The organism is Rhizobium sp. TRM96647, from assembly GCF_025780115.1.
Lineage (GTDB): Bacteria > Pseudomonadota > Alphaproteobacteria > Rhizobiales > Rhizobiaceae > Mycoplana.
This window is the reverse complement of sequence record NZ_JAOXHF010000001.1, coordinates 83,528-107,350: the sequence shown is the minus strand read 5'-3', so window position 1 is coordinate 107,350 and position 23,823 is coordinate 83,528. Positions and strand designations below refer to the sequence as shown.

The 23,823-nt window shown below is 65.6% G+C and carries 23 protein-coding genes, 1 tRNA gene and 1 pseudogene; 13 read left to right on the top strand and 12 right to left on the bottom strand.

Translation table 11 applies throughout. From position 1 onward, the window contains the following. Nucleotides 1-10 precede the first annotated feature (10 nt). Together OCK02_RS00535 and hemA are read left to right on the top strand one after the other, a co-directional pair. A complete protein-coding gene (locus OCK02_RS00535; protein ID WP_263811283.1) occupies nucleotides 11-805 on the top strand; it encodes an FAD binding domain-containing protein in 795 nt (264 codons plus the stop codon). 245 nt (nucleotides 806-1,050) lie between these two features. After that, a complete protein-coding gene (gene hemA, locus OCK02_RS00530) occupies nucleotides 1,051-2,265 on the top strand; it encodes a 5-aminolevulinate synthase (RefSeq protein ID WP_230805839.1) in 1,215 nt (404 codons plus the stop codon). Nucleotides 2,266-2,305: 40 nt separating this feature from the next. Here the strand turns inward: hemA and dxr are convergent, their stop codons facing one another. After that, the gene (gene dxr / locus OCK02_RS00525; protein ID WP_263811282.1) at nucleotides 2,306-3,499 is read right to left on the bottom strand and encodes a 1-deoxy-D-xylulose-5-phosphate reductoisomerase; all 1,194 of its coding nucleotides are present in this window, start codon (nucleotides 3,497-3,499) and stop codon (nucleotides 2,306-2,308) included. Nucleotides 3,500-3,681: 182 nt separating this feature from the next. On the opposite strand from dxr, the gene OCK02_RS00520 reads away from it, so the two are divergent. The 3 genes from OCK02_RS00520 to greA all read left to right on the top strand — a co-directional run bounded on the left by OCK02_RS00520 (nucleotide 3,682) and on the right by greA (nucleotide 5,408). Then, nucleotides 3,682-4,398, top strand: a complete 717-nt coding sequence (locus OCK02_RS00520) for an META domain-containing protein (protein ID WP_230805835.1) — start codon at nucleotides 3,682-3,684, stop codon at nucleotides 4,396-4,398. Nucleotides 4,399-4,450: 52 nt separating this feature from the next. Continuing rightward, nucleotides 4,451-4,837 (top strand): CAP-Gly domain protein, encoded by a 387-nt coding sequence (locus OCK02_RS00515; RefSeq protein WP_263811278.1) that lies wholly within the window; start codon nucleotides 4,451-4,453, stop codon nucleotides 4,835-4,837. Nucleotides 4,838-4,925: 88 nt separating this feature from the next. Beyond that, the gene (greA, locus tag OCK02_RS00510) at nucleotides 4,926-5,408 is read left to right on the top strand and encodes a transcription elongation factor GreA (protein ID WP_263811276.1); all 483 of its coding nucleotides are present in this window, start codon (nucleotides 4,926-4,928) and stop codon (nucleotides 5,406-5,408) included. A gap of 466 nt (nucleotides 5,409-5,874) precedes the next feature. On the opposite strand, the gene OCK02_RS00505 is transcribed toward greA, so the two are convergent. Next, nucleotides 5,875-5,951 (bottom strand) — tRNA-Arg (locus OCK02_RS00505). Between the two features lie 193 nt (nucleotides 5,952-6,144). Continuing rightward, nucleotides 6,145-7,305 (bottom strand): M20 aminoacylase family protein, encoded by a 1,161-nt coding sequence (locus OCK02_RS00500; protein WP_263811274.1) that lies wholly within the window; start codon nucleotides 7,303-7,305, stop codon nucleotides 6,145-6,147. A 200-nt stretch (nucleotides 7,306-7,505) separates the two neighbouring features. On the opposite strand from OCK02_RS00500, the gene OCK02_RS00495 reads away from it, so the two are divergent. Together OCK02_RS00495 and OCK02_RS00490 are read left to right on the top strand one after the other, a co-directional pair. Beyond that, entirely contained in the window at nucleotides 7,506-8,564 is a 1,059-nt protein-coding gene (locus OCK02_RS00495; RefSeq protein ID WP_230806526.1) for a D-alanyl-D-alanine carboxypeptidase family protein, read from the top strand. A gap of 105 nt (nucleotides 8,565-8,669) precedes the next feature. Further along, the gene (locus OCK02_RS00490) at nucleotides 8,670-9,854 is read left to right on the top strand and encodes a CobW family GTP-binding protein (protein ID WP_263811271.1); all 1,185 of its coding nucleotides are present in this window, start codon (nucleotides 8,670-8,672) and stop codon (nucleotides 9,852-9,854) included. 37 nt (nucleotides 9,855-9,891) lie between these two features. Here OCK02_RS00490 and OCK02_RS00485 read toward each other — a convergent pair whose 3' ends face one another. The 8 genes from OCK02_RS00485 to OCK02_RS00450 form a co-directional block, all read right to left on the bottom strand. After that, the gene (locus tag OCK02_RS00485; protein WP_263811270.1) at nucleotides 9,892-10,932 is read right to left on the bottom strand and encodes a histidine kinase dimerization/phosphoacceptor domain -containing protein; all 1,041 of its coding nucleotides are present in this window, start codon (nucleotides 10,930-10,932) and stop codon (nucleotides 9,892-9,894) included. An 8-nt stretch (nucleotides 10,933-10,940) separates the two neighbouring features. After that, nucleotides 10,941-11,378 carry a response regulator gene (locus OCK02_RS00480; RefSeq protein WP_230805823.1) on the bottom strand — a complete coding sequence of 146 codons (438 nt, stop codon included), beginning with the start codon at nucleotides 11,376-11,378 and terminating at the stop codon, nucleotides 10,941-10,943. Next, nucleotides 11,375-12,871, bottom strand: coding sequence for a sensor histidine kinase (locus tag OCK02_RS00475; protein ID WP_263811268.1), 1,497 nt, complete (start codon nucleotides 12,869-12,871; stop codon nucleotides 11,375-11,377). Before OCK02_RS00475 ends, OCK02_RS00480 begins: the two co-directional genes overlap by 4 nt. A 93-nt stretch (nucleotides 12,872-12,964) precedes the next feature. Then, nucleotides 12,965-13,201 carry a sulfurtransferase TusA family protein gene (locus tag OCK02_RS00470; RefSeq protein WP_263811266.1) on the bottom strand — a complete coding sequence of 79 codons (237 nt, stop codon included), beginning with the start codon at nucleotides 13,199-13,201 and terminating at the stop codon, nucleotides 12,965-12,967. Further along, nucleotides 13,198-14,742, bottom strand: a complete 1,545-nt coding sequence (locus tag OCK02_RS00465) for a murein L,D-transpeptidase (RefSeq protein ID WP_263811265.1) — start codon at nucleotides 14,740-14,742, stop codon at nucleotides 13,198-13,200. Before OCK02_RS00465 ends, OCK02_RS00470 begins: the two co-directional genes overlap by 4 nt. A gap of 209 nt (nucleotides 14,743-14,951) precedes the next feature. Continuing rightward, nucleotides 14,952-15,905, bottom strand: a complete 954-nt coding sequence (locus tag OCK02_RS00460) for an acetyl-CoA carboxylase carboxyltransferase subunit alpha (RefSeq protein WP_230805815.1) — start codon at nucleotides 15,903-15,905, stop codon at nucleotides 14,952-14,954. Between the two features lie 75 nt (nucleotides 15,906-15,980). Then, nucleotides 15,981-16,934 (bottom strand): site-specific tyrosine recombinase XerD, encoded by a 954-nt coding sequence (gene xerD, locus OCK02_RS00455; RefSeq protein WP_263811264.1) that lies wholly within the window; start codon nucleotides 16,932-16,934, stop codon nucleotides 15,981-15,983. After that, nucleotides 16,931-17,080: a hypothetical protein gene (locus OCK02_RS00450; RefSeq protein ID WP_263811263.1), complete on the bottom strand. Its 150-nt coding sequence runs from the start codon at nucleotides 17,078-17,080 to the stop codon at nucleotides 16,931-16,933. Before OCK02_RS00450 ends, xerD begins: the two co-directional genes overlap by 4 nt. A gap of 123 nt (nucleotides 17,081-17,203) precedes the next feature. Here OCK02_RS00450 and OCK02_RS00445 point away from each other — a divergent pair, with 123 nt between their 5' ends. From OCK02_RS00445 to OCK02_RS00435, 3 genes and pseudogenes are all read left to right on the top strand, one after another. Further along, nucleotides 17,204-17,788 carry a shikimate kinase gene (locus OCK02_RS00445; protein ID WP_263811262.1) on the top strand — a complete coding sequence of 195 codons (585 nt, stop codon included), beginning with the start codon at nucleotides 17,204-17,206 and terminating at the stop codon, nucleotides 17,786-17,788. A 9-nt stretch (nucleotides 17,789-17,797) separates the two neighbouring features. Then, nucleotides 17,798-18,928: a 3-dehydroquinate synthase gene (aroB, locus tag OCK02_RS00440; RefSeq protein WP_263811261.1), complete on the top strand. Its 1,131-nt coding sequence runs from the start codon at nucleotides 17,798-17,800 to the stop codon at nucleotides 18,926-18,928. Between the two features lie 152 nt (nucleotides 18,929-19,080). Further along, nucleotides 19,081-19,782, top strand: a pseudogene (locus OCK02_RS00435) (transporter associated domain-containing protein); the annotation flags it as partial. Here the strand turns inward: OCK02_RS00435 and OCK02_RS00430 are convergent. After that, the gene (locus tag OCK02_RS00430) at nucleotides 19,783-20,064 is read right to left on the bottom strand and encodes a BolA family protein (protein ID WP_230805807.1); all 282 of its coding nucleotides are present in this window, start codon (nucleotides 20,062-20,064) and stop codon (nucleotides 19,783-19,785) included. It abuts the pseudogene before it with no gap. Nucleotides 20,065-20,184: 120 nt separating this feature from the next. Here OCK02_RS00430 and OCK02_RS00425 point away from each other — a divergent pair, with 120 nt between their 5' ends. The 3 genes from OCK02_RS00425 to cobT are packed head-to-tail and all read left to right on the top strand — an operon-like array spanning nucleotide 20,185 to nucleotide 23,785. Further along, the gene (locus tag OCK02_RS00425) at nucleotides 20,185-20,808 is read left to right on the top strand and encodes a J domain-containing protein (protein WP_263811260.1); all 624 of its coding nucleotides are present in this window, start codon (nucleotides 20,185-20,187) and stop codon (nucleotides 20,806-20,808) included. Nucleotides 20,809-20,867: 59 nt separating this feature from the next. Continuing rightward, the gene (gene cobS / locus OCK02_RS00420) at nucleotides 20,868-21,866 is read left to right on the top strand and encodes a cobaltochelatase subunit CobS (RefSeq protein WP_230805805.1); all 999 of its coding nucleotides are present in this window, start codon (nucleotides 20,868-20,870) and stop codon (nucleotides 21,864-21,866) included. A 17-nt stretch (nucleotides 21,867-21,883) separates the two neighbouring features. Beyond that, nucleotides 21,884-23,785 (top strand): cobaltochelatase subunit CobT, encoded by a 1,902-nt coding sequence (cobT, locus tag OCK02_RS00415; protein ID WP_263811257.1) that lies wholly within the window; start codon nucleotides 21,884-21,886, stop codon nucleotides 23,783-23,785. Nucleotides 23,786-23,823: the final 38 nt, after the last annotated feature.

Below are 23,823 nucleotides of genomic sequence, written 5' to 3'. Positions count from 1 at the left end.
GAGAACGGAGATGTATGAAACCAATTACCATCGCGCGTCCTCGGTCGCAGACGCCGTTCGCCTCAAGGGGGCTTCGGAGGAAAGCAAGTATGTTTCGGGCGGGATGACGCTGATCCCGACGATGAAGCAGAGACTGGCGGCACCCTCGGATCTCGTCGATCTCAGGCATGTCGCCGAGATGAAGGGGATCACGGTCTCGGGTGGCAGCGTGCGCATCGGTGCGGCGACGACCCATGCCGAGGTTGCGCAGTCTTCCGACATCAAGGCGGCCTGCCCGGCGCTCGCCCATCTCGCTTCGCTGATCGGCGATCCGCATGTGCGCCACATGGGCACGATCGGCGGCTCCATCGCCAACAACGACCCGGCCGCCGACTATCCCTCGGCGATGCTGGCGCTGGGAGCGACGATCGTGACCGACAGGCGCGAGATCGCCGCGGACGATTTCTTCACCGGCCTGTTCGAAACGGCGCTGGCGGACGACGAGATCGTCGTCGCCGTGACTTTCAGGCCGCCGGAGAGGGCCGGATACTGCAAGTTCCCGAACCCGGCCTCGCGCTACGCGATGACGGGGGTGTTCGTGACCAAAGGGGCAGACGGCGTGCGGGTCGGCGTCACCGGCGCGGGCGCGGATGGCGTGTTCCGCCATGCCGCCATGGAGGCGGCGCTCGCCGGCGATTTTTCACCGCAGGCGATTGCCGGCGTGACCACCGATCCGTCGGACCTGCTGTCGGACATCCATGGAAGCGCGGAATATCGGGCCAACCTCGTCGCCGTGATGGCCCGACGGGCGGTTGCGGCCGCATGAGGCCGGTCGGCTGCGGCTGACGACACATCGAGGACGGCTCCGGCCGTTCTCGCCTTGCGTGATACTTGACATGCATCAAGCAAGAATGGTTTCTGCCATTGTAACCTATCTTGGAATGTTTCAAAGGTAGGTGCGGTTTTGCCGCAGTGCCTTTGCGTTGCGGCAGTCGCTTTCGGGGTGTAGGTCGAAGGTGAAGCGGGCGGTATCTCGCCCGGGCATGCCGGGGAACCGGTCTGGAGACACAGATGGACTTTGAGGCTTTCTTCAAGAACGAGTTGGACGGGCTGCACCAGGAAGGCCGCTATCGCGTCTTCGCAGAGCTGGAGCGGCAGAGCGGCGGGTTTCCCAAGGCGACGCGCTACACCGGTTCGGGCACGCAGGAAGTCACGGTCTGGTGCTCCAACGACTATCTCGGCATGGGGCAGCATCCGAAGGTCACCGAGGCGATGAAGCTTGCGATCGACCAGTGTGGCGCGGGTGCTGGCGGCACCCGCAACATCTCGGGCACGAACCACTATCACGTTCTCCTCGAGCGCGAGCTCGCCGACCTGCACGGCAAGGAGGCAGCCCTGCTGTTCACCTCCGGCTACGTCTCCAACTGGGCCGCACTCGGCACCCTCTGTTCCAAGATCCCCGGCATCGTCATGTTCTCCGACGCCGGCAACCATGCCTCCATGATCGAAGGCATTCGCCATTCGAAGTGCGAGCGGGTGATCTGGAAGCACAACGACCTGAAGGACCTGGAAGCGAAACTCGCCGCGGCCGATCCCAAGGCGCCGAAGATCATCGCCTTCGAATCGGTCTACTCGATGGATGGCGACATCGCGCCGATCAGGGAAATCTGCGACCTCGCCGACAAATACGGCGCCATGACCTATCTCGACGAGGTGCACGCGGTCGGCATGTACGGCCCGCGCGGCGGCGGCATCGCCGAGCGCGAAGGGCTGATGCACCGCCTGACGGTGATCGAAGGCACGCTCGGCAAGGCCTTCGGCGTCATGGGCGGCTACATCGCCGCCTCCACCGCGCTCTGCGACTTCATCCGCTCGTTTGCCTCGGGCTTCATCTTCACGACCGCGCTGCCGCCGACGCTTGCCGCCGGTGCGCTGGCCTCGATCCGGCACCTGAAGGAAAGCCAGCAGGAACGCTTCGCCCATCAGGAACGCGTCCGCCGGCTGCGCTCGCTGCTCGACCGCAACGGCATTCCTCACCTGCCCAACCCCAGCCATATCGTGCCGGTGATTGTCGGCGACGCCGCCAAGTGCAAGTGGATTTCGGACCTGCTGCTCGACAATTTCGGCATCTACGTGCAGCCGATCAACTATCCGACCGTGCCGAAGAAGACCGAGCGCCTGCGCATCACGCCGACGCCGATGCACTCGGATGCCGACATCGACCACCTGGTCGGTGCGCTGCATTCGCTGTGGTCGCGCTGCGCGCTGGCGCGTGCGGTGGCCTGAGCCCGTTCTCTTCGACCCGAGACCTTGCGATGGCCGCGGCTTACGCGGCCATTTCCTTTTGCGCGACGATCTCTCCGGCACGGCGGCGGGCTTCCTCGTCAGCGGCAAAGACCTCTTCCATAGTACGGGCGGCAGCAAAGCTCGCCATGTCGTCCATCACCTGTTCTGCGATGTCGGCCATGTTGAGGAAGCCGATGCGGCCGTCGCAGAAGGCGTGGAAGGCGGTCTCTTCGGCTGCGTTCATCACCGCACTCTGCACGCCGCCGCGCTCGAGCGCGGTGCGGGCCAGCCGCAGCGCCGGGAAGCGAACCTCGTCCGGCGCCTCGAAATCGAGCCGGGCGAGCTTTGCGAAATCGAGCCGCTCGACGTTCAGTTCCGGCCGGTCGGGATAGGTGAGCGCATAGCCGATCGCGGTGCGCATGTCCGGGCAGCCGAGCTGCGCCAGCACCGAGCCGTCCCGGTAGCCGACCATCGAATGGACGATCGACTGCGGGTGGACGATCACCTCGATCTGGTCGGGCCGGACGTCGAAGAGATGCTTGGCCTCGATCATCTCCAGCGCCTTGTTGAACATCGAGGCGCTGCCGATCGACACCTTCAGGCCCATCGACCAGTTGGGATGGGCCCGGGCGACGGCGGCGGTGACGCCGGCCATCTGCTCGCGCGACCAGGTGCGGAAGGGCCCTCCGGAGGCCGTCAGCACGATCCGCTCGACGGCGTGGCGCTGGTCGTCCTCCAGCGCCTGGAAGATGGCGCTGTGCTCGCTGTCGACCGGGATCAGCCGCCCGCCGCCTTCGCTCACCGCCTGTACGAAGAGATCGCCGGCGGTGACGAGGCATTCCTTGTTGGCGAGCGCGATATCGGCGCCGCGCCTTGCTGCGGCCAGGGTGGGGCCGAGGCCGGCGGTTCCGACGATCGCCGCCATCACCCAGCCGGAGGGGGCGTCCGCCGCCTCCATCAGCGCGCTGCGGCCGGCGCCGACGGCGATGCCGGTGCCGGCCAGCGCCTGCTTCAGGTCCTCGTAGCGGCCTTCATCGGCGGTCACGGCGAAACCGGCGCCGAATGTCTTCGCCTGCTCGGCCAAAAGCGCGATGTTGCCGTTGCCGGTCAGCGCCGCCACCTCGAAGGTGTCGCGGCCGCCGAGCTGCCCGATCACGTCGAGGGTGCTGGTGCCGATCGAGCCGGTGGAGCCAAGAATCGTGACGCGGCGTCTGTTTGCCTCGCTGGGTGCCATGATTGTTCCGCGATCTTTTTATTGTCTTGATGAGGCTCTACAGCCGATTGACGCGCGCAACAAGCCATTGATGCGTGCGCGGGCGGTTGCGCCGTTGCGCGCGACGCTTGACGTTTTCATCGGAGCGGCCATAACGTCGCCGCTGGCGATCCGTTCGCCTATGACATTTTTGGAGGATGCCCGTGCGGTTATCTTTGAATGCGCTCGCAGCCCTGCTGCTGTCCCTCGGTTCCGCCGCGGCCGCTCTCGCCGCCGACGCGCTGCCGCAGGGCCTGAGCGCGACCTGGGTCGTCGAAGACCTCAACGGCAAGGGCGTCATCGATAACCTGCAGACCACGCTGGAAATCCGAACTGACGGATCCTATGGCGGCAATGGCGGCTGCAACACCTATCGCGGCAACCTCAAGTTCGAGGCCGACGGCACGGTGAGCTTCGCGCCGGCGGCGGCGACCCGCAAGATGTGTGCGCCGGCCGTCATGGACCAGGAGCAGAAATTCTTCGACGCGCTTGGCACGGTGCGCTCCTGGCGGCTGGAGAACGGCCTGCTGCACCTGGCCGACAAGGATGGCGGGCATGCGATGCGGCTGGCCCAGCTGAAGAACACCACCGACATCGTGCTGCAGGTGCCGAACACGATCTCGGTCGACCGGCAGACCGTGTCCTACAATTGCGACGGCGACCTGAAGCTGAAGGCGGACTATGTCAACGCCGAATCCGTCGCGCTCGCCATCCTCACCTTCGGCGAGAACTTCGTGATCGCCAGCAACGTGCTGTCGGGCTCCGGCGCCCGCTATGCCGGCGGCCAGTTCGAATGGTGGACGAAGGGCGACGAGGGCACGCTGAGAGACCTGACCAAGGGCGAGGACGCAACCGGCATCACCTGCCGCAAGGCGCCCTGACGCCGGGATCGGGCCCCCTCATCGCGACGCGGCCAATTGTGCGGAGAAAGCCATGGTTACATTCAACGTCGGCCAGAAGGTCGTCTGCATCGACGATCGCTTCAAGAACGTCTCGATCGACCAGGGCATCCGCAAGGGCCAGATCTACACCGTGCGCTGGGTCGGCCACTACCGCCACTATGTCGACGGCGACTTCTACGGCATCAAGCTGATGGAACTCTACCGCGGCAACGACGACGGCCCGGAAGGCTACGGCGCCGTGGATATGCCCTTCCGCGCCACCCGCTTCCGTCCGCTCGTCTCCGATCGCATCAGGTCCATGCTCGGCATCAAGGCGCCCGCGCCGAAGAAGGAGGCGAGGCCGTCGGTGGTCCCGTCGGTGAAGCCGAAGCCCAGGGTGACGACGCCGGAGAAGGAGCGCGAGGAGGAGAAGGTTTGAGCGGGACGGTCCGAAAGGCAGCGAGCCCTCGTGCCATGGCCTTTCTCCCGTGCCTCGGGCTCGCCGAGTGCCGGAAAGGCGCAACATCATGAGCGTCGCCTTCGTCAAGGAAGAAAGCGCCGAGACAGCGTCGGAAACCTTGCTTCCCGACCGCCCGATCTCGCCGCATCCGAACCTCGTAACGGAAGCAGGGCTGAAGGCCCTCGAGATGCAATTGCAGGAGGCGCGTGCCGCCTATGATGCGGCCGGCGCCATCGAGGACGTCAACGAGCGCCGCCGGCAGGCTGCCGGCCCGTTGCGCGACCTGCGCTATCTTCGGGAGCGGGTGCGCACGGCCCAGCTCGTCCCCCCTCCGACCTCGAACGAAACCGTCGCCTTCGGCAGCACGGTCACCTTCGCGCGCGACGGCGGGCGGGAACAGACCTATCGCATCGTCGGCGAGGACGAGGCCGATCCCAAGGCCGGATCGATTTCCTACATCTCCCCCGTCGCCCGCGGCCTCGCCGGCAAGAACGTCGGCGACGTCGTCAGTGTCGGCGAGCAGGAACTGGAGGTCATTGCCATTGGCTGAGTGGGTTGTGCTCATGAAGCGAGACACAGGATAGGGCGATCACGCCGCGTCGAGGCTGCTGAGGCATCGTGCAGACCCTCTGCGGGCACTACCACGCCGTTGCATCTCCTGTCGAAGCTTAGCCCACTCATACTGCCACTGGGGTCGACCAACTGCGTCGGCGACCTTGACGGCAGTCCGCCGCGCGCTGATATTTGCGAAAGGGCGGCTTAAGCCATTGAACCAAGTGTTCCAAGTACGAGAGCGCCCGTGTCCACCGCCCTCCGCGACCGTGTCGCGGCACCGAAGGAAATTGGGCGAATGGAAATACTGGCCAACGTTGGGGACATTCACGTTGTCTTCCGCGTATCAGAAGTATTGCTCCTCCTCGCATTGGCGAAGTGGCGAAAATAATATCGATGGCAGGGGCTTTGGCTCCTGCCGTTTCGCATAGGGGGGACGATACACGCCAAACTGCAGATCGGAATGGTGATCCCGCCGCGATTCGAACGCGGGACCCCCAGATTAGGAATCTGGTGCTCTATCCTGCTGAGCTACGGGACCACTGACAGAACCCATACAAAAGCCGAGGCTTGAAGCCAAGTGGTTTTCGGCGTGCGGCTAGGCGCAATTTCGAGGGGGGGGCGAAGGCCCGCCTCGCGATGCCGTCACGTCGGGGCGACCGCGCGGCATCGCGAGAAAGTGGCGGCCAGTTCCCTGTTGGCTGTCCCGCCCGGCACTGCCGTGCTGCTGTCCGTCAGGCCGGAAGCCGGGTCTCGACCAGTTTCACCCAGTAGCTGACGCCATGGGGGATGGCGTCGTCGTTGAAGTCGTAGGCCGGGTGGTGGAGGCCGGCGGTGTCGCCGTTGCCCATGAAGACGAAGGCGCCGGGGCGGGCTTCGAGCATGTAGGCGAAGTCCTCGCCGCCCATCATCGGGTCGATGGCCGCATCGACCTTGCCCTTGCCGGCGATCTCCTCGGCGACGGCCACCGCATGGCCGGTCTCGGCCGCATGGTTGACGACGACGGGGTAGTTGCGCTGGTAGCGCACGGTGATCTCGGCGCCGTGAGCGGCGGCGAGGCCGGCGCAGATCTGGCGGATGCGGGCTTCGGCCTCTTCCCGCACGGGCGTGCTCAGCGTGCGAACCGTGCCTGACAGGGTCGCCGTCTCCGGGATGACGTTATAGGCAAAGCCGGCGTTGAACTTCGTCACCGAGACCACGAGCGAGGCGATCGGGTCGGTGTTGCGGGCCACGATCGTCTGCAGCGCGCCGACGATCTGCGAGCCGAGCACGATGGTGTCGGTGGTGCGGTGCGGCTGGGCGGCATGGCCGCCGCGACCCTTGATGTGGATGTCGAACTCGTCGGTCGCCGCCATGATCGCGCCGATGCGGGTGCCGAACCGGCCGACCGGCATGCCCGGCATGTTGTGCATGCCGTAGACTTCCGTGATACCGAAGCGGTCCATCATGCCGTCCCTGACCATCTCGCGGCCGCCGCCGCCGCCTTCCTCGGCCGGCTGGAAGATGACGGCGACGCTGCCGGCGAAGTTGCGCGTCTCGGCCAGGTATTTCGCCGCGCCCAAGAGCATGGCGGTGTGGCCGTCGTGGCCGCAGGCATGCATCTTGCCGGCCACGGTCGAGGCCCAGGGCTTGCCGCTCTCCTCGTTGATCGGCAGGGCGTCCATGTCGGCGCGCAGGCCGATCGTGTAGCCGGGGGCCTTGCCCCTGATCAGGCCGACCACGCCGGTGCGGCCGATGCCGGTCACGATTTCGTCAACGCCGAACGCCTTAAGCTTGTCGGCGACGAAGGCCGCGGTCTTTTCCACGGCAAACATCGTCTCCGGATGCTGGTGGATCTGCCGGCGCCAGCCGGCGATCTCGTCCTGAAGTTCTGCGGCGCGGTTCAAAACGGGCATGTGACGTTCCTGTCTCGGTCTGGGCGGGAGGACGGGTCAAGAATCGACCGTCGATTCGCCGTGGGGCTTTGCCATCAGCATGCCATATAGGCTAAATAGGCGGAGCGAACGAGACAACTCCCGAATTTCCGAGGAACAGGCCCTTGCAGAAGACTGGACGGTTCATGCGCCGTGCGACGGCATGCGTTGGAGCAGCGACGATGCTCGCAGCCACCTTCGTGGCGAATGCGGCGCTGGCCGACAGCGGCCCGCGCCTGCTCGTCGACGTCAACACGCTGAAGGTGATCGAGCACAGGGACGCCTTCCGCAAGTGGTATCCCGCCTCGCTGACCAAGCTGATGACGGCCTATACCGTGTTTCGCGCGATCAAGGCCGGCGAGGTGACGTTCGACACGCCGGTGGTGATGACCAAGAACGCCGCCTCCGAGCCGCCGAGCAAGATGTATTTCAAGCCGGGCCAGGCGATGACGCTCGACAGCGCGCTGAAGATCATGCTGATCAAGTCGGCAAACGACGTGGCGGTCGCCGTCGGCGAAACCGTCGGCGGGTCCGAACAGGCCTTCATCGCGCGGATGAACGCGGAAGCCGCGCGCATCGGCATGAGCTCGTCGCATTTCATCAATCCGCACGGGCTGCCCGGCAAGGGGCAATACACGACAGCGCGCGACCTCGCCGTGCTCGCGGTGATGCTGAAGCGCGAGTTTCCCCAGTACGCCTCCTATTTTGCCATGGAAGGCTTCACCACCGGCAAGAAGCAATATCCGAACTACAACATGCTGATCGGCCGCTTCGACGGCGCCGACGGCATGAAGACGGGCTTCATCTGCGCCTCCGGCTTCAACCAGGTCTCCTCAGCCACCCGCGGCGGCCGCAGCGTGGTTTCGGTGGTTCTCGGCGAGGAGAGCCTCGGGGCGCGCGCGGACGAATCGGCGCGGATGCTGCAGAAGGGCCTGACGGAACGCGGCGGCGGGCCGACGCTCGGCGGCCTTGCGCCCTATGGCGATACCACGACCGTCGTCGACATCTCCAAGGAGATCTGCAGCAAGCATGCCGCCAAGGTGCGCAGCGAAGGCCGCGACGAGGCTGGCCGCCAGAAGCTGCTGTCTCCCTATATTCACGAGATGAACCGGCCGCCGCGCTATGTCTTCGCCGGCCTGATCGCCGGCGGGGCCGCGAAGGCCGGCGCCACCGAGACGGCGACGGCGGACATCGGCGACGGCGGAAACATTCCGATCCCGGTCCCGCGCCCGACCTTCTAAAGCGCGTCGCGAGTTCCCGCGCTTTGGCCCTTTGATTTTGCGCATCGTCGTCGCAAGGACGCTGCACCTCCTTGCGCGGCATGCCTTGAGAAACAGGAATTGCCCATGTCCGCCGCCGATCGCACCGTACCGGTCTCGATCCTGACCGGCTTTCTCGGTGCTGGAAAGACGACCCTGCTGAACCGGCTGCTGAAGCATCCGGATCTGACGGACACGGCCGTCATCATCAACGAGTTCGGCGAGGTGGGGATCGACCATCTCCTGGTCGAACGCTCGGGTGACGGCGTCATAGAGCTTGCCGACGGCTGCCTGTGCTGCACCGTGCGCGGCGAACTCGTCGATACGCTGGCCGACCTGATGGACCGCATGCAGACCGGCAAGATCAGGCCGCTGAAGCGGGTGGTGATCGAGACGACGGGGCTGGCCGACCCCGCGCCGGTGATCCAGGCGGTGATCGGCAATCCGGTGCTTGCGCATTCCTTCCGCCTCGACGGGGTCATCACGCTGGTCGATGCCGTGAACGGGCTTTCGACGCTTGCCGGCCATCCCGAATCGGTCAAGCAGGCCGCCGTTGCCGACCGTCTGGTGCTGACCAAGACGGCGATGGCGGACGATGCGGCGCTGGGGGCTCTGAGGAAGGCGCTCTCCGATCTCAATCCGCGCGCGGCCGTGATCGAGGCGGATAACCCGCAGGAGACCGGGCCGTCGCTTCTCGCCTGCGGCCTCTACGACCCGCAGACCAAGATCGCCGATGTCGGCCGCTGGCTGAACGACGAGGCGCGGCACGATGCGCACGACCATCACCATCATGATCACGGGCATGACCATGGGCACGATCACGCACACCGGCATGAGGGACATGGGGACGAGCCGCATTTCCACCAGCACGCCCACGACGTGAACCGCCACAGCGCCTCCATCCGCTCCTATTCGATCGTCCACGACAGGCCGATCGATCCGATGGCGCTCGACATGTTCGTCGACCTGTTGCGCTCGGCCCATGGCGACAAGCTGTTGCGGATGAAGGCGATCGTGGCGCTGTCGGACAATCCCGACCGGCCGGTCATCCTGCACGGCGTGCAGGCGATCTTCCATCCGCCCGAGCGCCTTGCCGCCTGGCCGGATCCTAACGATCGGCGCACGCGCATGGTGCTGATCACGGACGGTTTGCCGGAAGCCTTCGTGCGCGACCTGTTCGATGCCTTCGTCGGCCGGCCGCAGATCGACCGGCCCGACCGTGCGGCGCTGGAGGACAATCCGCTGGCGGTTCCGGGCCTGCGGATGCGCTGACCGGGAAAGCCAGGCGGGCCGGACGGATCGGGACGGGCTAGGCCTTCCAGGCGACCGCGACGTAGGTGCCGCCGGTCTTGCCGTCGCGATCGTTGACGACGGTGGCGCCGAGGTTCAACGCCATGGCGTTGATCAGCCGCGTGCCGAGGCCGGTACCCCTCGGTCCCTGCGCGCGGTCATGGCCGATGCCGTCGTCTTCGACCGAGAGCATCAGTTGGCCCTTGCCGTCTCGCACCAGCCGGATCCGGACCTCGCCGTGCCCGTCGGGATAGGCATATTTCGCGGCATTGGTCAGGAGCTCGATCAGGATGACGCCGAGCGACACCGCCTTGTCCGGGGAGGTCGGCACGCCGGCAAGCTCGGAGCGGATGATCACGCCGGAGGAGAAGCCGCCGGAACTCTGGAACTCGGCGATGATGGCGCTCAGGTACTCGTTAAGGGCGATCGCGCCGACATTGCTGGAGGTATAGAGGCTGCGGTGGACGCCCGCGATCGCCGAGATACGGTTCTGGGTTTCCGCCAGCGCCGTCTTCGTCTCCTCGCTCATGGAAATCTGTATCTGCATGCGGATCATGGCGGATACGAGCGAGAGGCTGTTGGCGATGCGGTGGTTCATCTCCGACAGCAGCATTTCGGCCCGCTCCTTGGCGATGACGAGCTGCCGGTCGGCCTCTTCCTTCTGCTGGCGCAGGCGGGCATTTTCGAGCGCCTGTTCGAGGGCGCTGACGAGAAGGGGAAAGAAGTCGTCGGTGGCCGACTTCATCACATAGTCGGCGGCACCACCCTTCAGGGCGCTGATCGCGACTTCGGCGTCGTTGGAGCCGGTCACGTAGAGGATCGGGGTCTTCGTCGTTCGCTCCGCCACCGCTTCCAGGAAGGCCAGTCCGGTCTGGTTCTCGAAATGATGGTCGAGGACGACGGCGGCGAATTCCTCGTTGCCGAACAGGGCGAGCCCTGCGGGGATGGATGGCGCGTGGACGACCTCGAAGGCGCTGCGCGCCAGCACCTTGCTCGCGAGCCTGGCGAGGACGGGATCATCGTCGACATACAGGACGCGGGCTTTCGGGCTGGTCGTCATCGAAGCCGTCATGGCACCTGTATCACCGAGAAGAAGAGGCCGAGGTTGCGGATGGCGGTGGCGAAGCCCTCATAGTCCACGGGCTTGGTGATATAGACATTGGCGCCGAGATCGTAGCACTTCTGGATCTCGCGCTCGTCGTCGGTGGTGGTCAGCACCACGACCGGGATGGCGTGCGAGTGCTCGTTGCCCTTGATCTGCTGGAGAATGTCGATGCCCGACATGTCCGGCAAGTTCAGGTCGAGCAGCACCAGCAGGTAGCGGTCGCGGTTGACCAGTCCGTCGCGGTTCTCGCCGAGGACATAGTCCAGCGCCTTGCCGCCGAGGGTGAAGGGGACGATCTCATTGTGGACGCCGGCTCGTCGGATGTTCTTCTCGATGAGGCGCGCATGCCCCTCATCGTCCTCGATCATGACGATGATGACTTCCTGTCCGCTCGCCTTCATTGATCCATACTCCTGAAAACCTTGGTGAGATCCGTCGGCAGGGACAGGATGAAGGTGCTGCCCTTGCCGAGTTCGGATTCGACGGTAACATCGCCACCCAAATTCCTTATTAACGAGCGCACATGGGCGAGGCCAATGCCTTCGCCCTGCTGGTCCTGTTCGCCGGCGCGGCGAAACAGCTCGAATACCCGCTCGAGATCCTGCTGGCCGATGCCGCGGCCGTTGTCCCTGACGTCGATCCTGATCCGGCGCGGACCGTCGGGACGGATGTCGACATCCAGCTTCAGCGGCCGTCCCGGCATCTTGTACTTTACCGCATTGTCGAAGAGGTTGCCGAAGATCTGTTCCAGCGAGAAGCGGTCGGAAATGATGCTGGTGATGTAGCCGGCCGTGATGTTCGCCTCGCCACCCGTCTCGGCCAACTGGTGACGCACCGTGCCGGTATTGGCCTCGATCAGGGCCTTCAGATCGATCCGCTCCGGCTGCAGCTTGCGCCGGCCGTCGCGGGAGATCTTCAGGATCGCGTTGATCAGCGCATCCATCTTCTTCGTCGACGAGCGGATGAAGCCCATGGCTTCGGGAAGGTCTTCGGAGACGGCAAGGCGCGCCTCGCGGATCTCATCCTCGCCCGGCGTGCGCTCGTCCGCCATCACATAGGCCGATACCGCCTTGATGGACGTGTCCAGCTCGCTGAGAAAGCCCATGATGTTGACCAGCGGCGCGCGCAGGTCGTGGGTGACGATGTAGGCGAAACGCTGGATCTCCTGGTTGGCGCGGATCAGGTCCTCGGTCCGCTCGTTGACGCGCTCCTCCAGGCCGATATTGAGCGCCATGACCTCCTCGCGGGCCCGGGAGAGATCGCGGACATGCTGGAATATCACCAGGATAGCGCCGCCGACGACGAGGAGGATCGCGATGGCGCCGCCGATCGTGACCCATTGCAGGCTGTCGGCGGCCGACAGTTGCTTGCTGACGAGGCCGAGAAGCTGATTGTCGGTGCGCTCGAGGTTTGCGTTGAGGATCTCGCGGATGCGATCCATGAGCCGGAGGCCGGCATCAGTGGAGAGCAGGGACAGGGCCTCGTCGTACTTGCCCTGTCGGGTGAGCTCGATGCTTTTGGACAGTTCCGCCATCTTGCCGTCGATGGCAGGTTTGAGCTCATCGAGCGTGATGGCGTAGTCCGGGCGAGAGCCGAGATTGTCCTGAAGCGCCTTCCAGCGGGCCGGCAGTTCGTCGATGGCTTCACTATACGGCTCGAGGTAGGAGGCGTCCCTGGAAAGCAGATAGCCGCGCTCGCCGGTTTCCGCATCCTGGACCGTGGTCAGCATGCCGACGATGGACGCTCTGACAAGCCGGAGCGATGCCGTTTCGTCCGAATACTCACGGTTGGCGTGCACGAGCCAGAGCGAATAACCGACGATCCCGACAAGCAGGAGGATGCCCAGTCCAAGCATCAGCAGGCTCGAACGCAGGAAGGCGGCAGTTGAAGTCATGCTCTTTCCGAGGTGTTTCCTTCGTCCCGATTAGTACACACCCGCGGCCGGTTCCGAAAGAGGCAGAATCGAGGCTGAAGCGAAGCTGCGCGGTCAACCCTTGCGGATCAGGAAACGATGACCGTCGCCGGTGCGCTCGCTGAATTCGAGCACGTGGCCCTTCTCGCTGCAGAAATGCGGAATGTCGATGACCGCGAGGGGATCGGTCGTCTCGATCCAGAGCGTCGAACCCGAGGGCAACTGTTCCAGTCGCTTGCGCGTCTTCAGAACCGGCAACGGGCATTTCAGCCCGCGCAGGTCGTAGACCTCGCCCGGCTCGACGGCTGTCATTGCTTCTTCCAGAATTTCCAGAAAGGCTGCTTCTGCCCGGCGCTCGCATCGGCGGCTGCCGCCGGGGCGGGCTCGGCCTGGGTCGCCTGCTCGTCGGCGGCAGCATTGGCCTCCGCCTGCGCTGGAGCGGCCTGCCTCCGCTCCCGCTGCGTGCCGATGGAGGCGGTGCTGCCTTCGTCGGTCCCGGCCGCGGCGGCAGGGGCGGGCGCAGGTTGGGTCGGCGGGGTCGCGTCGGCCGTCGTCGAAGCGGTCGGGGCGGGCGTTTCCGCGGCGGCGTCGCCCTTGCTGGACCAGAGCTTCCAGAAGGGCTTCCTATCGGCCTGCTGTTCCGCCTGCACGGAAGCGACGCCCGGATTGGCGGCAGGCACGGCGACGCCGCCTTCGGCAGCCTGCTGTTGCGCGGCCTTCTGTGCGGCGACGTCGTCCGCGAGCTTCTGCAATTCCGCGGTCTTGCGGGCTTCCTCTTCCTGCCTGGCCTTCTCGGCCATCTCGATCTTGCGCTGTGCGGCCTCTTCCGTCCGCTTCTTCTCCGCCTCGATCTCGCGCAGCGACATCAGCTTGCCGGCGTCGATGGAGTTGCCGGTCGGGGCGTAGGCGAGTTCGCGACCCTTGCGCTTGTCGGCGACGATCGCCTTGCGCTGGGCCTCGGACGGCTCCAGCCAGACGGTGCCCTCGTACTTCTTCATGGCCTTGGCATAGGCCGCGGCATAGGTCTTCTCGTAGCCGTTCATCGCCACCTGCAACTGCGACGGCGTCGAGATCGTCGGGCACTGGGCAGCGGCGCCCGAAAACGCCTTTCCGTCCGGCGCCTGCTGGTTGAAGACGTATTTCTGCGCGCAGACGCCCACTTCCGGCGGGCGCTTGGTGACCTGGAAGTGATCGTAGCCGACCTTCAGCATCTTCCAGAACTCGATGTTCGGGTTGTCGCGATGGCGCGCCATGTTTTCCGCGGTCATGCGGAAGGGATAGGCCTGGAGCTGGATCGTCTTCTGGCCACCCTTGAAGGCGTCGCGGGCAAAGGCGAAGATCTCGACCATCTGCTCGTCGGTCATCGAGTAGCAGCCCGACGACGAGCAGGCGCCGTGGATCATCAGGTTGCTGCCGGAGCGGGCGTTGGCCCGGTCATAATTGTTGGGAAAGCCGGTGTTGATCGCCAGGTAATACTGGGAGTTCGGGTTCATGTGCTGGGGGCCGAGCGGGTAGAAGCCTTCCGGCGCCTGCCGGTCGCCTTCCTTCACCTTCGGTCCGAGTTTTCCCGACCATGCGCAGATCTGGTAGCTCTTCATCATCTGGAAACGGTTCGACCGGTCGGCCTTCCAGATTTCCAGGATGCCTTCTTCCTTGAAGATGCGCAGGGTGACCGGTGAATGGCGGTCGATGTTCAGCGAGGCCATCTTGGAGACGACCTGGCCGGAAAGCTGGTACTGCGTCTTGTTGGAAACCTTCCTCACGTCGACGCCGACGTTGTCGAGCGTCTCGTTCGTGCAGCCGGCAACAGTCACGGCGAGCAATGAAACAGCGGCGAGTACCTTAAGGCGCATGCGTCAGGTCCAATATAACTGTTGGGCAGTCCGTTCACGTCGACCGGGCGGACGCGAAATCATGCTCGTTTATACTTAACCAACCGTAAACGGAAAATCGTCGTGCAACATTCAATCTGTGGATACGCTCCAAACCATCAGATTATGTCCAAGGTTTGGCCGCATTCGCCGGCCGCCTTCAGAAGGCCGGCGGATTTTGGCGTTTGCGATCAGAGCTGTCGGCCGATGTCGAGGTAGCGCTGGCGGCGATCGCGACGCAACTGCTCGCCCGGCTTTGCGGAAAGATCGCGCAGGGCGTCCGCCACCACGTTGCCGGCGGCTGCGATCACGGCATCCGGGTCGCGGTGAGCACCGCCGAGCGGCTCGGGGATGATGCCGTCGATCACGCCGAGCGCCTTCAGGTCGTCGGCGGTGATCTTCATGTTGCTGGCGGCTTCCTTGGCGCGGGTCGAATCGCGCCACAGGATGGAGGCCGCCCCTTCCGGCGAGATCACGCTGTAGATCGCATGCTGCAGCATGTAGACGCGGTCGCCGGTCGCAATGGCGATCGCGCCGCCGGAGCCGCCTTCACCGAGGATGACCGAGACGATCGGGACGCGCACGTTGAGACACATTTCCGTGGAGCGGGCGATCGCTTCCGCCTGGCCGCGCTCCTCGGCGCCGATGCCGGGATAGGCGCCGGCGGTATCCACGAGGGTGATGATCGGCAGGCCGAAGCGGTCGGCCAGTTCCATCACCCGGATCGCCTTGCGGTAGCCTTCCGGACGGGCGCTGCCGAAGTTGTGCTTCAGGCGCGATTTCGTATCGTTGCCTTTTTCCTGGCCGATGATCGCGACGGACTGGCCGCGAAAGCGGCCGAGGCCGGCCTGGATCGCCTCGTCTTCGGCAAATTTCCGGTCGCCGGACAGCGGCGTGAATTCCTCGAACAGCTTGGCCGCGTAGTCGACGAAGTGCGGTCGCTGCGGATGGCGCGCGACCTGCGTCTTCTGCCAGGGGGTCAGCTTGGAATAGATATCGACCATCGCCTCGCGCGAGCGCGCCTCAAGCCGCCCAACCTCGTCCGACGTGTCGATGCTCTCGTCCTCTTCGGCGAGTTTTCGCAGTTCGTGGATCTTGCCTTCGAGGTCCGAGATAGGCTTTTCGAAGTCGAGGTAATTGTGCATGAGATGCGTTTCCGATCGTTTGCTCCAACTGTTCCGTCGCGCAAGCTAGAGAGCGACGGCGGCGGAATGGCGGCTCTAATCCGGCTTTTTTGCCTGTTTGGCAAGGGGGTGATGATCCTGCACCAGGCGATGAAGGCGTTCTTCCAGTACATGGGTGTAGATCTGCGTGGTCGAAATGTCCGAGTGGCCGAGCAGCTCCTGCACCGCGCGCAGGTCCGCCCCGTTCTGCAGGAGGTGGCTGGCGAAGGCATGGCGGATGACGTGCGGTGACAGCGTCGAGGCGCGGATGCCTGCCCGCGAGGCCAGCGCCTTGAGGTCGCGGGCGAAGACCTGCCGCGGCAGATGCCCCCCTTTGCCGGCAGACGGAAACAGGAACGGACTGTCTTTCGCGTCCTCCTGCCGTTCGCGTTCTTCGGCGAGCTTCGCGCCGTAGGCCTGCAAGGCTGTGATCGCGGAGCGGGAAAGGGGCACCAGCCGCTCCTTGTTGCCCTTGCCCTTCACGACGAGGAAGCGTCCGTCCTGCGCAAGGACCGTGGCGGGCAGCGATACCAGTTCGCTGACGCGCATGCCGGTCGCATAGAGGAGCTCGACGAGCGCATGCATGCGAAGCCGCTGGAGGAGATCGCCACCGGCCGCCGCCGCCTCCCGCGCTGCCAGCTCGACCAGGCGCGTGACGTCGTCGGTCGAGAGCGTCTTCGGCAGCGACCGCTCCTTGCGCGGTGCGTCGAGGATGCCGGTCGGATCGGTGTCGCGCACGCCCTCGGCATAGAGGAACTTGTAGAACTGCCTGAGCGCGGAGAGCTTGCGGGACTGGGACGAGGGCTTGAAGCCCTGGCGAGCGAGATGGCCGAGATAGGCGCGCAGGTCGTCGGGCCCGGCCTCGACCATGCGCACCTGCCGCTGCAGCAGGAAGGACCGCGCGTCCTCGAGATCGCGCTCATAGGAGGCGAGCGTGTTGGCCGCAGCCCCGCGCTCGGCGCTCATCATCTCCAGGAAGGCTTCGATCCGGATCGCCGTGCCGTCCATCATGGCTGGGGGTTCACCCGTTCGGAGGGGATGCGGATGGTCACGTCGCGCGGGTGCGGCTCGACGAAGGTGACCAGGGCGATCATGATCCCGTAGACGATGCCGGCCGCGACCGCGCAGAAGAACAGGAAACGGAAAAGACTAGGCATTGCGCGCTCCGTGGAACCGACTTCCTATATCGCCCTGCGCAAGAGCGAGCGCAAGGCGCGCAAGCACTTGACGCTTCCGGTGCTTTTGCAGATACGGAAGGAAGCAGCAACCGGAATTGCCTGATGATCGGCCTTGTGGAAACCGCCCCTGCGGAGCTTGTGCAGAAAGCGCGTGCGGCGCTCGGCAACCGCAATCTCGTGCTGGTCGGGCTGATGGGGGCGGGGAAATCGGCCATCGGCCGGCTGGTGGCGCAGCAACTGTCGGTGCCGTTCATCGATTCCGACCACGAGATCGAGCGGGTTTCGCGCATGTCGATCTCCGATCTCTTCGCGGCCTATGGCGAAGAGGAGTTCCGGGCGCTGGAGAGCCGGGTGATGAAGCGGCTTCTCAAGAGTGGCCCGCGCGTCGTCTCGACCGGCGGCGGCGCCTTCATCAACGAGCGTACCCGCCGCCACATCAAACGCGGCGGCCTGACGATCTGGCTGAAGGCGGATCTCGACGTCCTGTGGGAGCGGGTGAACAAGCGCGATACGCGCCCGCTTTTGAAGACCGAAAACCCCAGGCAGACGCTGGAAAACCTGATGAACGCCCGCTATCCGATCTATGCGGAGGCGGACCTGACCGTCCAGTCCCGCGACGTGCGCAAGGAACTCGTGGCCGACGAAGTGCTCGCCGCCATCGCCGCGACCGCCGGCAACCAGATATGAAGTGATGCCATGACAGACGCCTCCTCTTCGCCCCGACGCACCGTTCGCGTTGAACTCGGCGATCGCTCCTACGATATCCTGATCGGCCCCGGCCTCATCGCCGCGGCCGGTTCGGAGATCGCCGCCCGGCTGAAGGGGCGCCGGATCGCCGTCGTCACCGACGAGCATGTCGGCCCGATCTATCTCGATCCCTTCATGCGTTCGCTGTCCGAAAGCGGGATCGAAGCGGTCTCGCTGGTCCTGCCGGCGGGCGAGAAGACGAAGGGCTTCGAGCACCTGATGGCCGTCTGCGACGGCGTGCTCGGCGCCCGCATCGAGCGCAACGACGCCGTGGTCGCGCTCGGCGGCGGCGTCATCGGCGACCTGACCGGCTTTGCCGCCGGGATCGCCCGGCGCGGCTCGCGCTTCATCCAGGTGCCGACCTCGCTGCTGGCCCAGGTCGATTCCTCGGTCGGCGGCAAGACCGGCATCAATTCGCGCCACGGCAAGAACCTGATCGGCGTGTTCCACCAGCCCGACCTGGTGCTCGCCGACACCGACGTGCTCGACACGCTGTCACCGCGCGAGTTCCGCGCCGGCTATGCCGAGGTGGCGAAATACGGCCTGATCGACAAGCCGGACTTCTTTGCCTGGCTGGAAGCGAACTGGCGCGACATCTTCGCCGGCGGTCCCGCCCGCATCGAGGCGATCGCCACGAGCTGCCAGGCCAAGGCCGACGTTGTCGCTGCTGACGAGCGCGAGAACGGCCTGCGCGCGCTGCTCAATCTCGGCCACACCTTCGGTCATGCGCTCGAGGCCGCGACCGGCTATGACAGCGGCCGCCTCGTCCACGGCGAGGGGGTCTCGATCGGCATGGTGCTGGCGCACCAGTTCTCGGCGCGGATGAACCTTGCGAGCCCGGATGCCGCGCGCCGCGTGGAGGCGCATCTGTCCGAGGTCGGCCTGCCGGTGTCGATGACGCAGATCCCCGGCGACCTGCCGCCGGCGGAGCGACTGATGGATGCGATCGCCCAGGACAAGAAGGTGAAGTCGGGCAAGCTGACGTTCATCCTGACGCACGGGATCGGCCAGTCGTTCGTCGCCGACGACGTGCCGGCGTCGGAAGTTCTCTCCTTCCTGAAGGACAAGTATCCGCGATGACGCGACGGCACGGTATCCTGCGGCGGCTATTCGGGTGTCTCGGCCTGGCGGCCTCCGGGGAAGCCGTGCCCGCGCCCGGTGCCGGAGAGGTCCGCGCGATTGCGCCGCCGGCCGGCCGCGAGGCGGTATCCCGGGGGATCGACCGCGAGCGCGGCACTTTGTCCGACCTCGACGAACTCGAAGTCTCCGACATCATGGTGCACCGTACCGCCATGCGCGGCATCAATGCCGACGAGGCGCCGGAGGCGATCGTGCGCGCCGTTCTCGACAGTCCCTATTCGCGCATGCCGCTCTGGCGCGGCTCCACGGACAACATCGTCGGCGTGATCCATCAGGCGGCGATGCTGCGCGCGCTCGTCGAGGCGGGTGCCGAGGCAGGCGCAATCGATATCGGCAAGGTGGCGGCCAAGCCCTGGTTCGTTCCCGACACCACCGGGCTCAAGGAGCAGTTGAGCGCCTTCTTGCGGCGCGGACGGCACTTCGCCATCGTCGTCGACGAGTATGGCGAGGTGCAGGGGCTGGTGACGATCAGCGACATCCTCGAGGAGATCGCCGGTGACGCCTCCAACGAGCGGGAATTCGGGCTGCAGGGCGTGCGGCAGGAGCCGGACGGCTCGATCGTCGTCGATGGCGGCGTGGCGATTCGCGACCTCAACCGCGCCCTTGACTGGTCGCTTCCGGACGAGGAGGCGACGACGATTGCCGGCCTCGTCATCCACGAATCCAAGCTGATTCCCGAGGAGCGGCAGGCCTTCACTTTCCACGGCAAGCGCTTCATCGTGATGAAGCGCGTCAAGAACCGGATCACCCGGCTGCGCATCCGCCCGGTCGAAGGAACGGCGGGCGGCGGCTGACTACCAGCGGACGGGCTCGCCGGGGGCGGCGGCCTCGATCGCCAGCGCGTGCAGGCCGGCGTCGAATTCCTCTTTGACGAGATCGTTGACCATCCGGTGGCGGGCGATGCGGGTCTTGCCGGCAAATTGCGCCGAGACGATGCGGATGCGCATGTGCGTCTCGCCCTCGCCATCGAATCCGGGCTGGTGGCCGGCATGGAGATGGCTTTCATTGACCACCTCGAGCCGCTCTGGCGAAAACGCCTCGGTCAACCTATATTCCATCCGGGATTTGATCGTCATCTGCTGCCCTGGGACATTGGGAAACGCGCAGTCTCGCGCACAAAATGGTCCCACAAAGCCAGCAACATTCCGCTTTGTCAATTCTTGTCGTGCTCCGTCGCGAGCCCCATAATCGGACCCATGAAACTCGATTCAAAATACTTCGACCGGATACGGACGCGCCGGCGCGTGGAGCGTCCGGAACCCGTCGCGCCGACCTGCCAATGGGACGGCTGCGAGCAGGCGGGCGTGCACCGCGCGCCGGTCGGGCGCAATGCCGAAGGCCAGTTCTTCCTCTTCTGCTTCGAGCACGTGAAGGAGTACAACAAGGGCTACAACTACTTCTCCGGCCTGTCGGACACAGAGATCGCGCGCTACCAGAAGGAGGCGATCACCGGGCATCGCCCGACCTGGACGATGGGCGTGAACAAGACCGCCAAGGGCGGGCCGGTGCACGGCAACGTGCGCTCGGGCACGGCCGGGGCCCATCATCGCATCCGCGATCCGTTCGGCTTCGTCGCCGAGGGGCGGGCGGGCGGTCCGCGCATGCAGCCGCGGGTGCGCAAGCTGAAGACGCTGGAGGGCAAGGCCTTCGACACGCTGGGGCTGCAGGCGAGCGCCACGGCGGACGATATCAAGGCGGCCTACAAGGCCCTTGTCAAGAAGCACCACCCCGACGCAAATGGCGGAGACAGGGGATCGGAAGAGCGTTTTCGGGCGGTCATCCAAGCATATCAATTGTTAAAGCAGGCCGGCTTCTGCTAGAGCAGTTCGGCTGCAACAGGACATAGGGCGGATGCGAGGGCGTCTGCTGCGGAGACAGTATGAGCAAGATGGATATCGACATTTCCAACCTCCCGGATACCACGGTATCGGTACGGGAGGTCTTCGGCATCGACACGGATATCCGCGTCCCGGCCTATTCGAAGGCGGATGCCTATGTGCCCGACCTCGATCCGGACTACCTGTTCGACCGCCAGACGACGCTCGCCATCCTCGCCGGCTTCGCCCACAATCGCCGCGTCATGGTCTCCGGCTATCACGGCACCGGCAAGTCCACCCATATCGAGCAGGTCGCAGCCCGCCTCAACTGGCCGTGCGTGCGCGTAAACCTCGACAGCCACGTCAGCCGCATCGATCTCGTCGGCAAGGACGCGATCGTGGTCAAGGACGGCATGCAGGTCACCGAATTCAAGGACGGCATCCTGCCCTGGGCCTACCAGCACAACGTCGCCCTCGTCTTCGACGAGTATGACGCGGGCCGCCCGGACGTGATGTTCGTCATCCAGCGCGTGCTGGAATCCTCCGGCCGCCTGACGCTGCTCGACCAAAGCCGCGTCATCCGCCCGCATCCCGCCTTCCGCCTGTTCGCCACCGCCAATACGGTGGGCCTCGGCGATACGACCGGGCTCTACCACGGCACGCAGCAGATCAACCAGGCGCAGATGGACCGCTGGTCGATCGTGACCACGCTGAACTACCTGCCGCACGACAACGAGGTCGATATCGTCGCCGCGAAGGTGAAGACCCTGGCCGCCAGGAAGGACGGACGCGAGACGATTTCGCGCATGGTCCGCGTCGCCGACCTGACGCGTGCCGCCTTCATCAACGGCGACCTCTCGACCGTGATGAGCCCGCGCACGGTCATCACCTGGGGCGAGAACGCCGAGATTTTCGGCGACCTCGCCTTCGCCTTCCGCGTCACCTTCCTCAACAAGTGCGACGAACTGGAGCGGGCGCTGGTGGCCGAGCACTACCAGCGCGCCTTCGGGGTCGAACTGAAGGAGAGCGCCGCCAACATCGTGCTGGAGGCCACGGCCTGACGGCCGGCGGGTGAAGGATGGCTGCTCGCGGTGACAATTCGAGGCCGAGACCCGGCGCCCCGGTCGATGTCGAGCCGTTCCGGCGGGCGCTGACCGGCTGCATCCGCTCGGTCGCAGGCGACGCCGAGATCGAGGTGGTGTTCGCCAACGAGCGCCCCGGGCTGACCGGCGAGCGCATGCGCCTGCCGGAGCTCTCCAAGCGTCCGACGCAGGCGGAACTTGCCGTCACCCGCGGGCTCGGCGATTCCATGGCATTGCGCAAGGCCTGCCACGACGCCCGCATCCACGCCACCATGTCGCCGCAGGGCGCCGACGCCCGCGCGGTCTTCGACGCGGTCGAGCAGGCGCGCGTCGAGGCGATCGGCTCCAATCGCATGAGCGGCATGGCCGACAACATCAATTCCATGCTGTCGGAGAAATTTGCCCGCGCCAATTTCGGCGCGATCACCCGCCAGGCGGACGCGCCGCTGGAAGAGGCGGTGGCGCTGCTGGTGCGCGAGAAGCTGACCGGGCAGAAGCCGCCGGAGAGCGCCGGCAAGGTGCTCGACCTCTGGCGCTCCTTCATCGAGGACAAGGCCGGCTCCGACTTTCCCGATCTTGCCGGCGCCATCAACGACCAGCAGGCCTTCGCCAAGATCGTCCGCCACATGCTTGCGTCCATGAATGTCGCCGAGGACATCGGCGAGGAGGAGAGCGAGCCCGACGACCAGGAGAGCGAGACCGACGAGGACCAGCCGCGTAGCAACGAGGAAGACGAGAACGAGAGCCAGGAGGAGGCCGGCGACGAGGCCGCTCCCGCCGACGAGAACGAGACGGCGCAGGAGCAGATGGAAGACGGCGAGATGGACGGCGCGGAGATTTCCGACGACGAACTCGCCGACGAGGACAACGAGGACAGCGAGACGCCCGGCGAGGTCCGCCGTCCCAGCATCTTCGGGGACTTCAACGAAAAGGTCGACTACTCGGTCTTCACCGAGGAATTCGACGAGACGATCGCTGCCGAGGAGCTTTGCGACGAGGCCGAGCTTGACCGTCTCCGCGCCTTCCTCGACAAGCAGCTCTCGCATCTGCAGGGCGCCGTCGGCCGCCTCGCCAACCGCCTGCAGCGCCGGCTGATGGCCCAGCAGAACCGCTCCTGGGAATTCGACCTGGAGGAGGGCTATCTCGACTCCGCCCGCCTGCAGCGCATCATCATCGACCCGATGCAGCCGCTCTCCTTCAAGCGGGAGAAGGACACGAATTTCCGCGACACCGTCGTGACCCTGCTCATCGATAATTCCGGCTCGATGCGCGGGCGGCCGATCACGGTGGCGGCGACCTGCGCCGATATCCTGGCGCGCACGCTTGAGCGCTGCGGCGTCAAGGTCGAGATCCTCGGCTTCACCACCAAGGCCTGGAAGGGCGGGCAGGCGCGCGAGAAGTGGCTCGCCGGCGGCAAGCCGCAGTCGCCCGGCCGCCTCAACGACCTGCGCCACATCATCTACAAGTCGGCCGATGCGCCCTGGCGCCGGGCCCGGCGCAACCTCGGACTGATGATGCGCGAGGGGCTGCTGAAGGAGAACATCGACGGCGAGGCGCTGATCTGGGCGCACAACCGGCTGCTCGGCCGGCCCGAGCAACGCCGTATCCTGATGATGATCTCCGATGGCGCCCCGGTCGATGATTCCACGTTGTCGGTCAATCCCGGCAACTATCTGGAGCGGCACCTGCGCGCGGTCATCGAGCAGATCGAGACGCGCTCGCCGGTCGAACTGCTGGCGATCGGCATCGGCCACGACGTCACCCGTTACTATCGCCGGGCGGTGACGATCGTCGATGCCGACGAACTCGCGGGCGCCATGACCGAGCAGCTCGCTTCGCTGTTTGCGGACGAGACGACGAGCCGCAGGCGACCGGGCCCCCTTCGCCGCGCCGGCTGAGGCACAACCGAAACAGGCCGCGCCACGGACGACCCCGG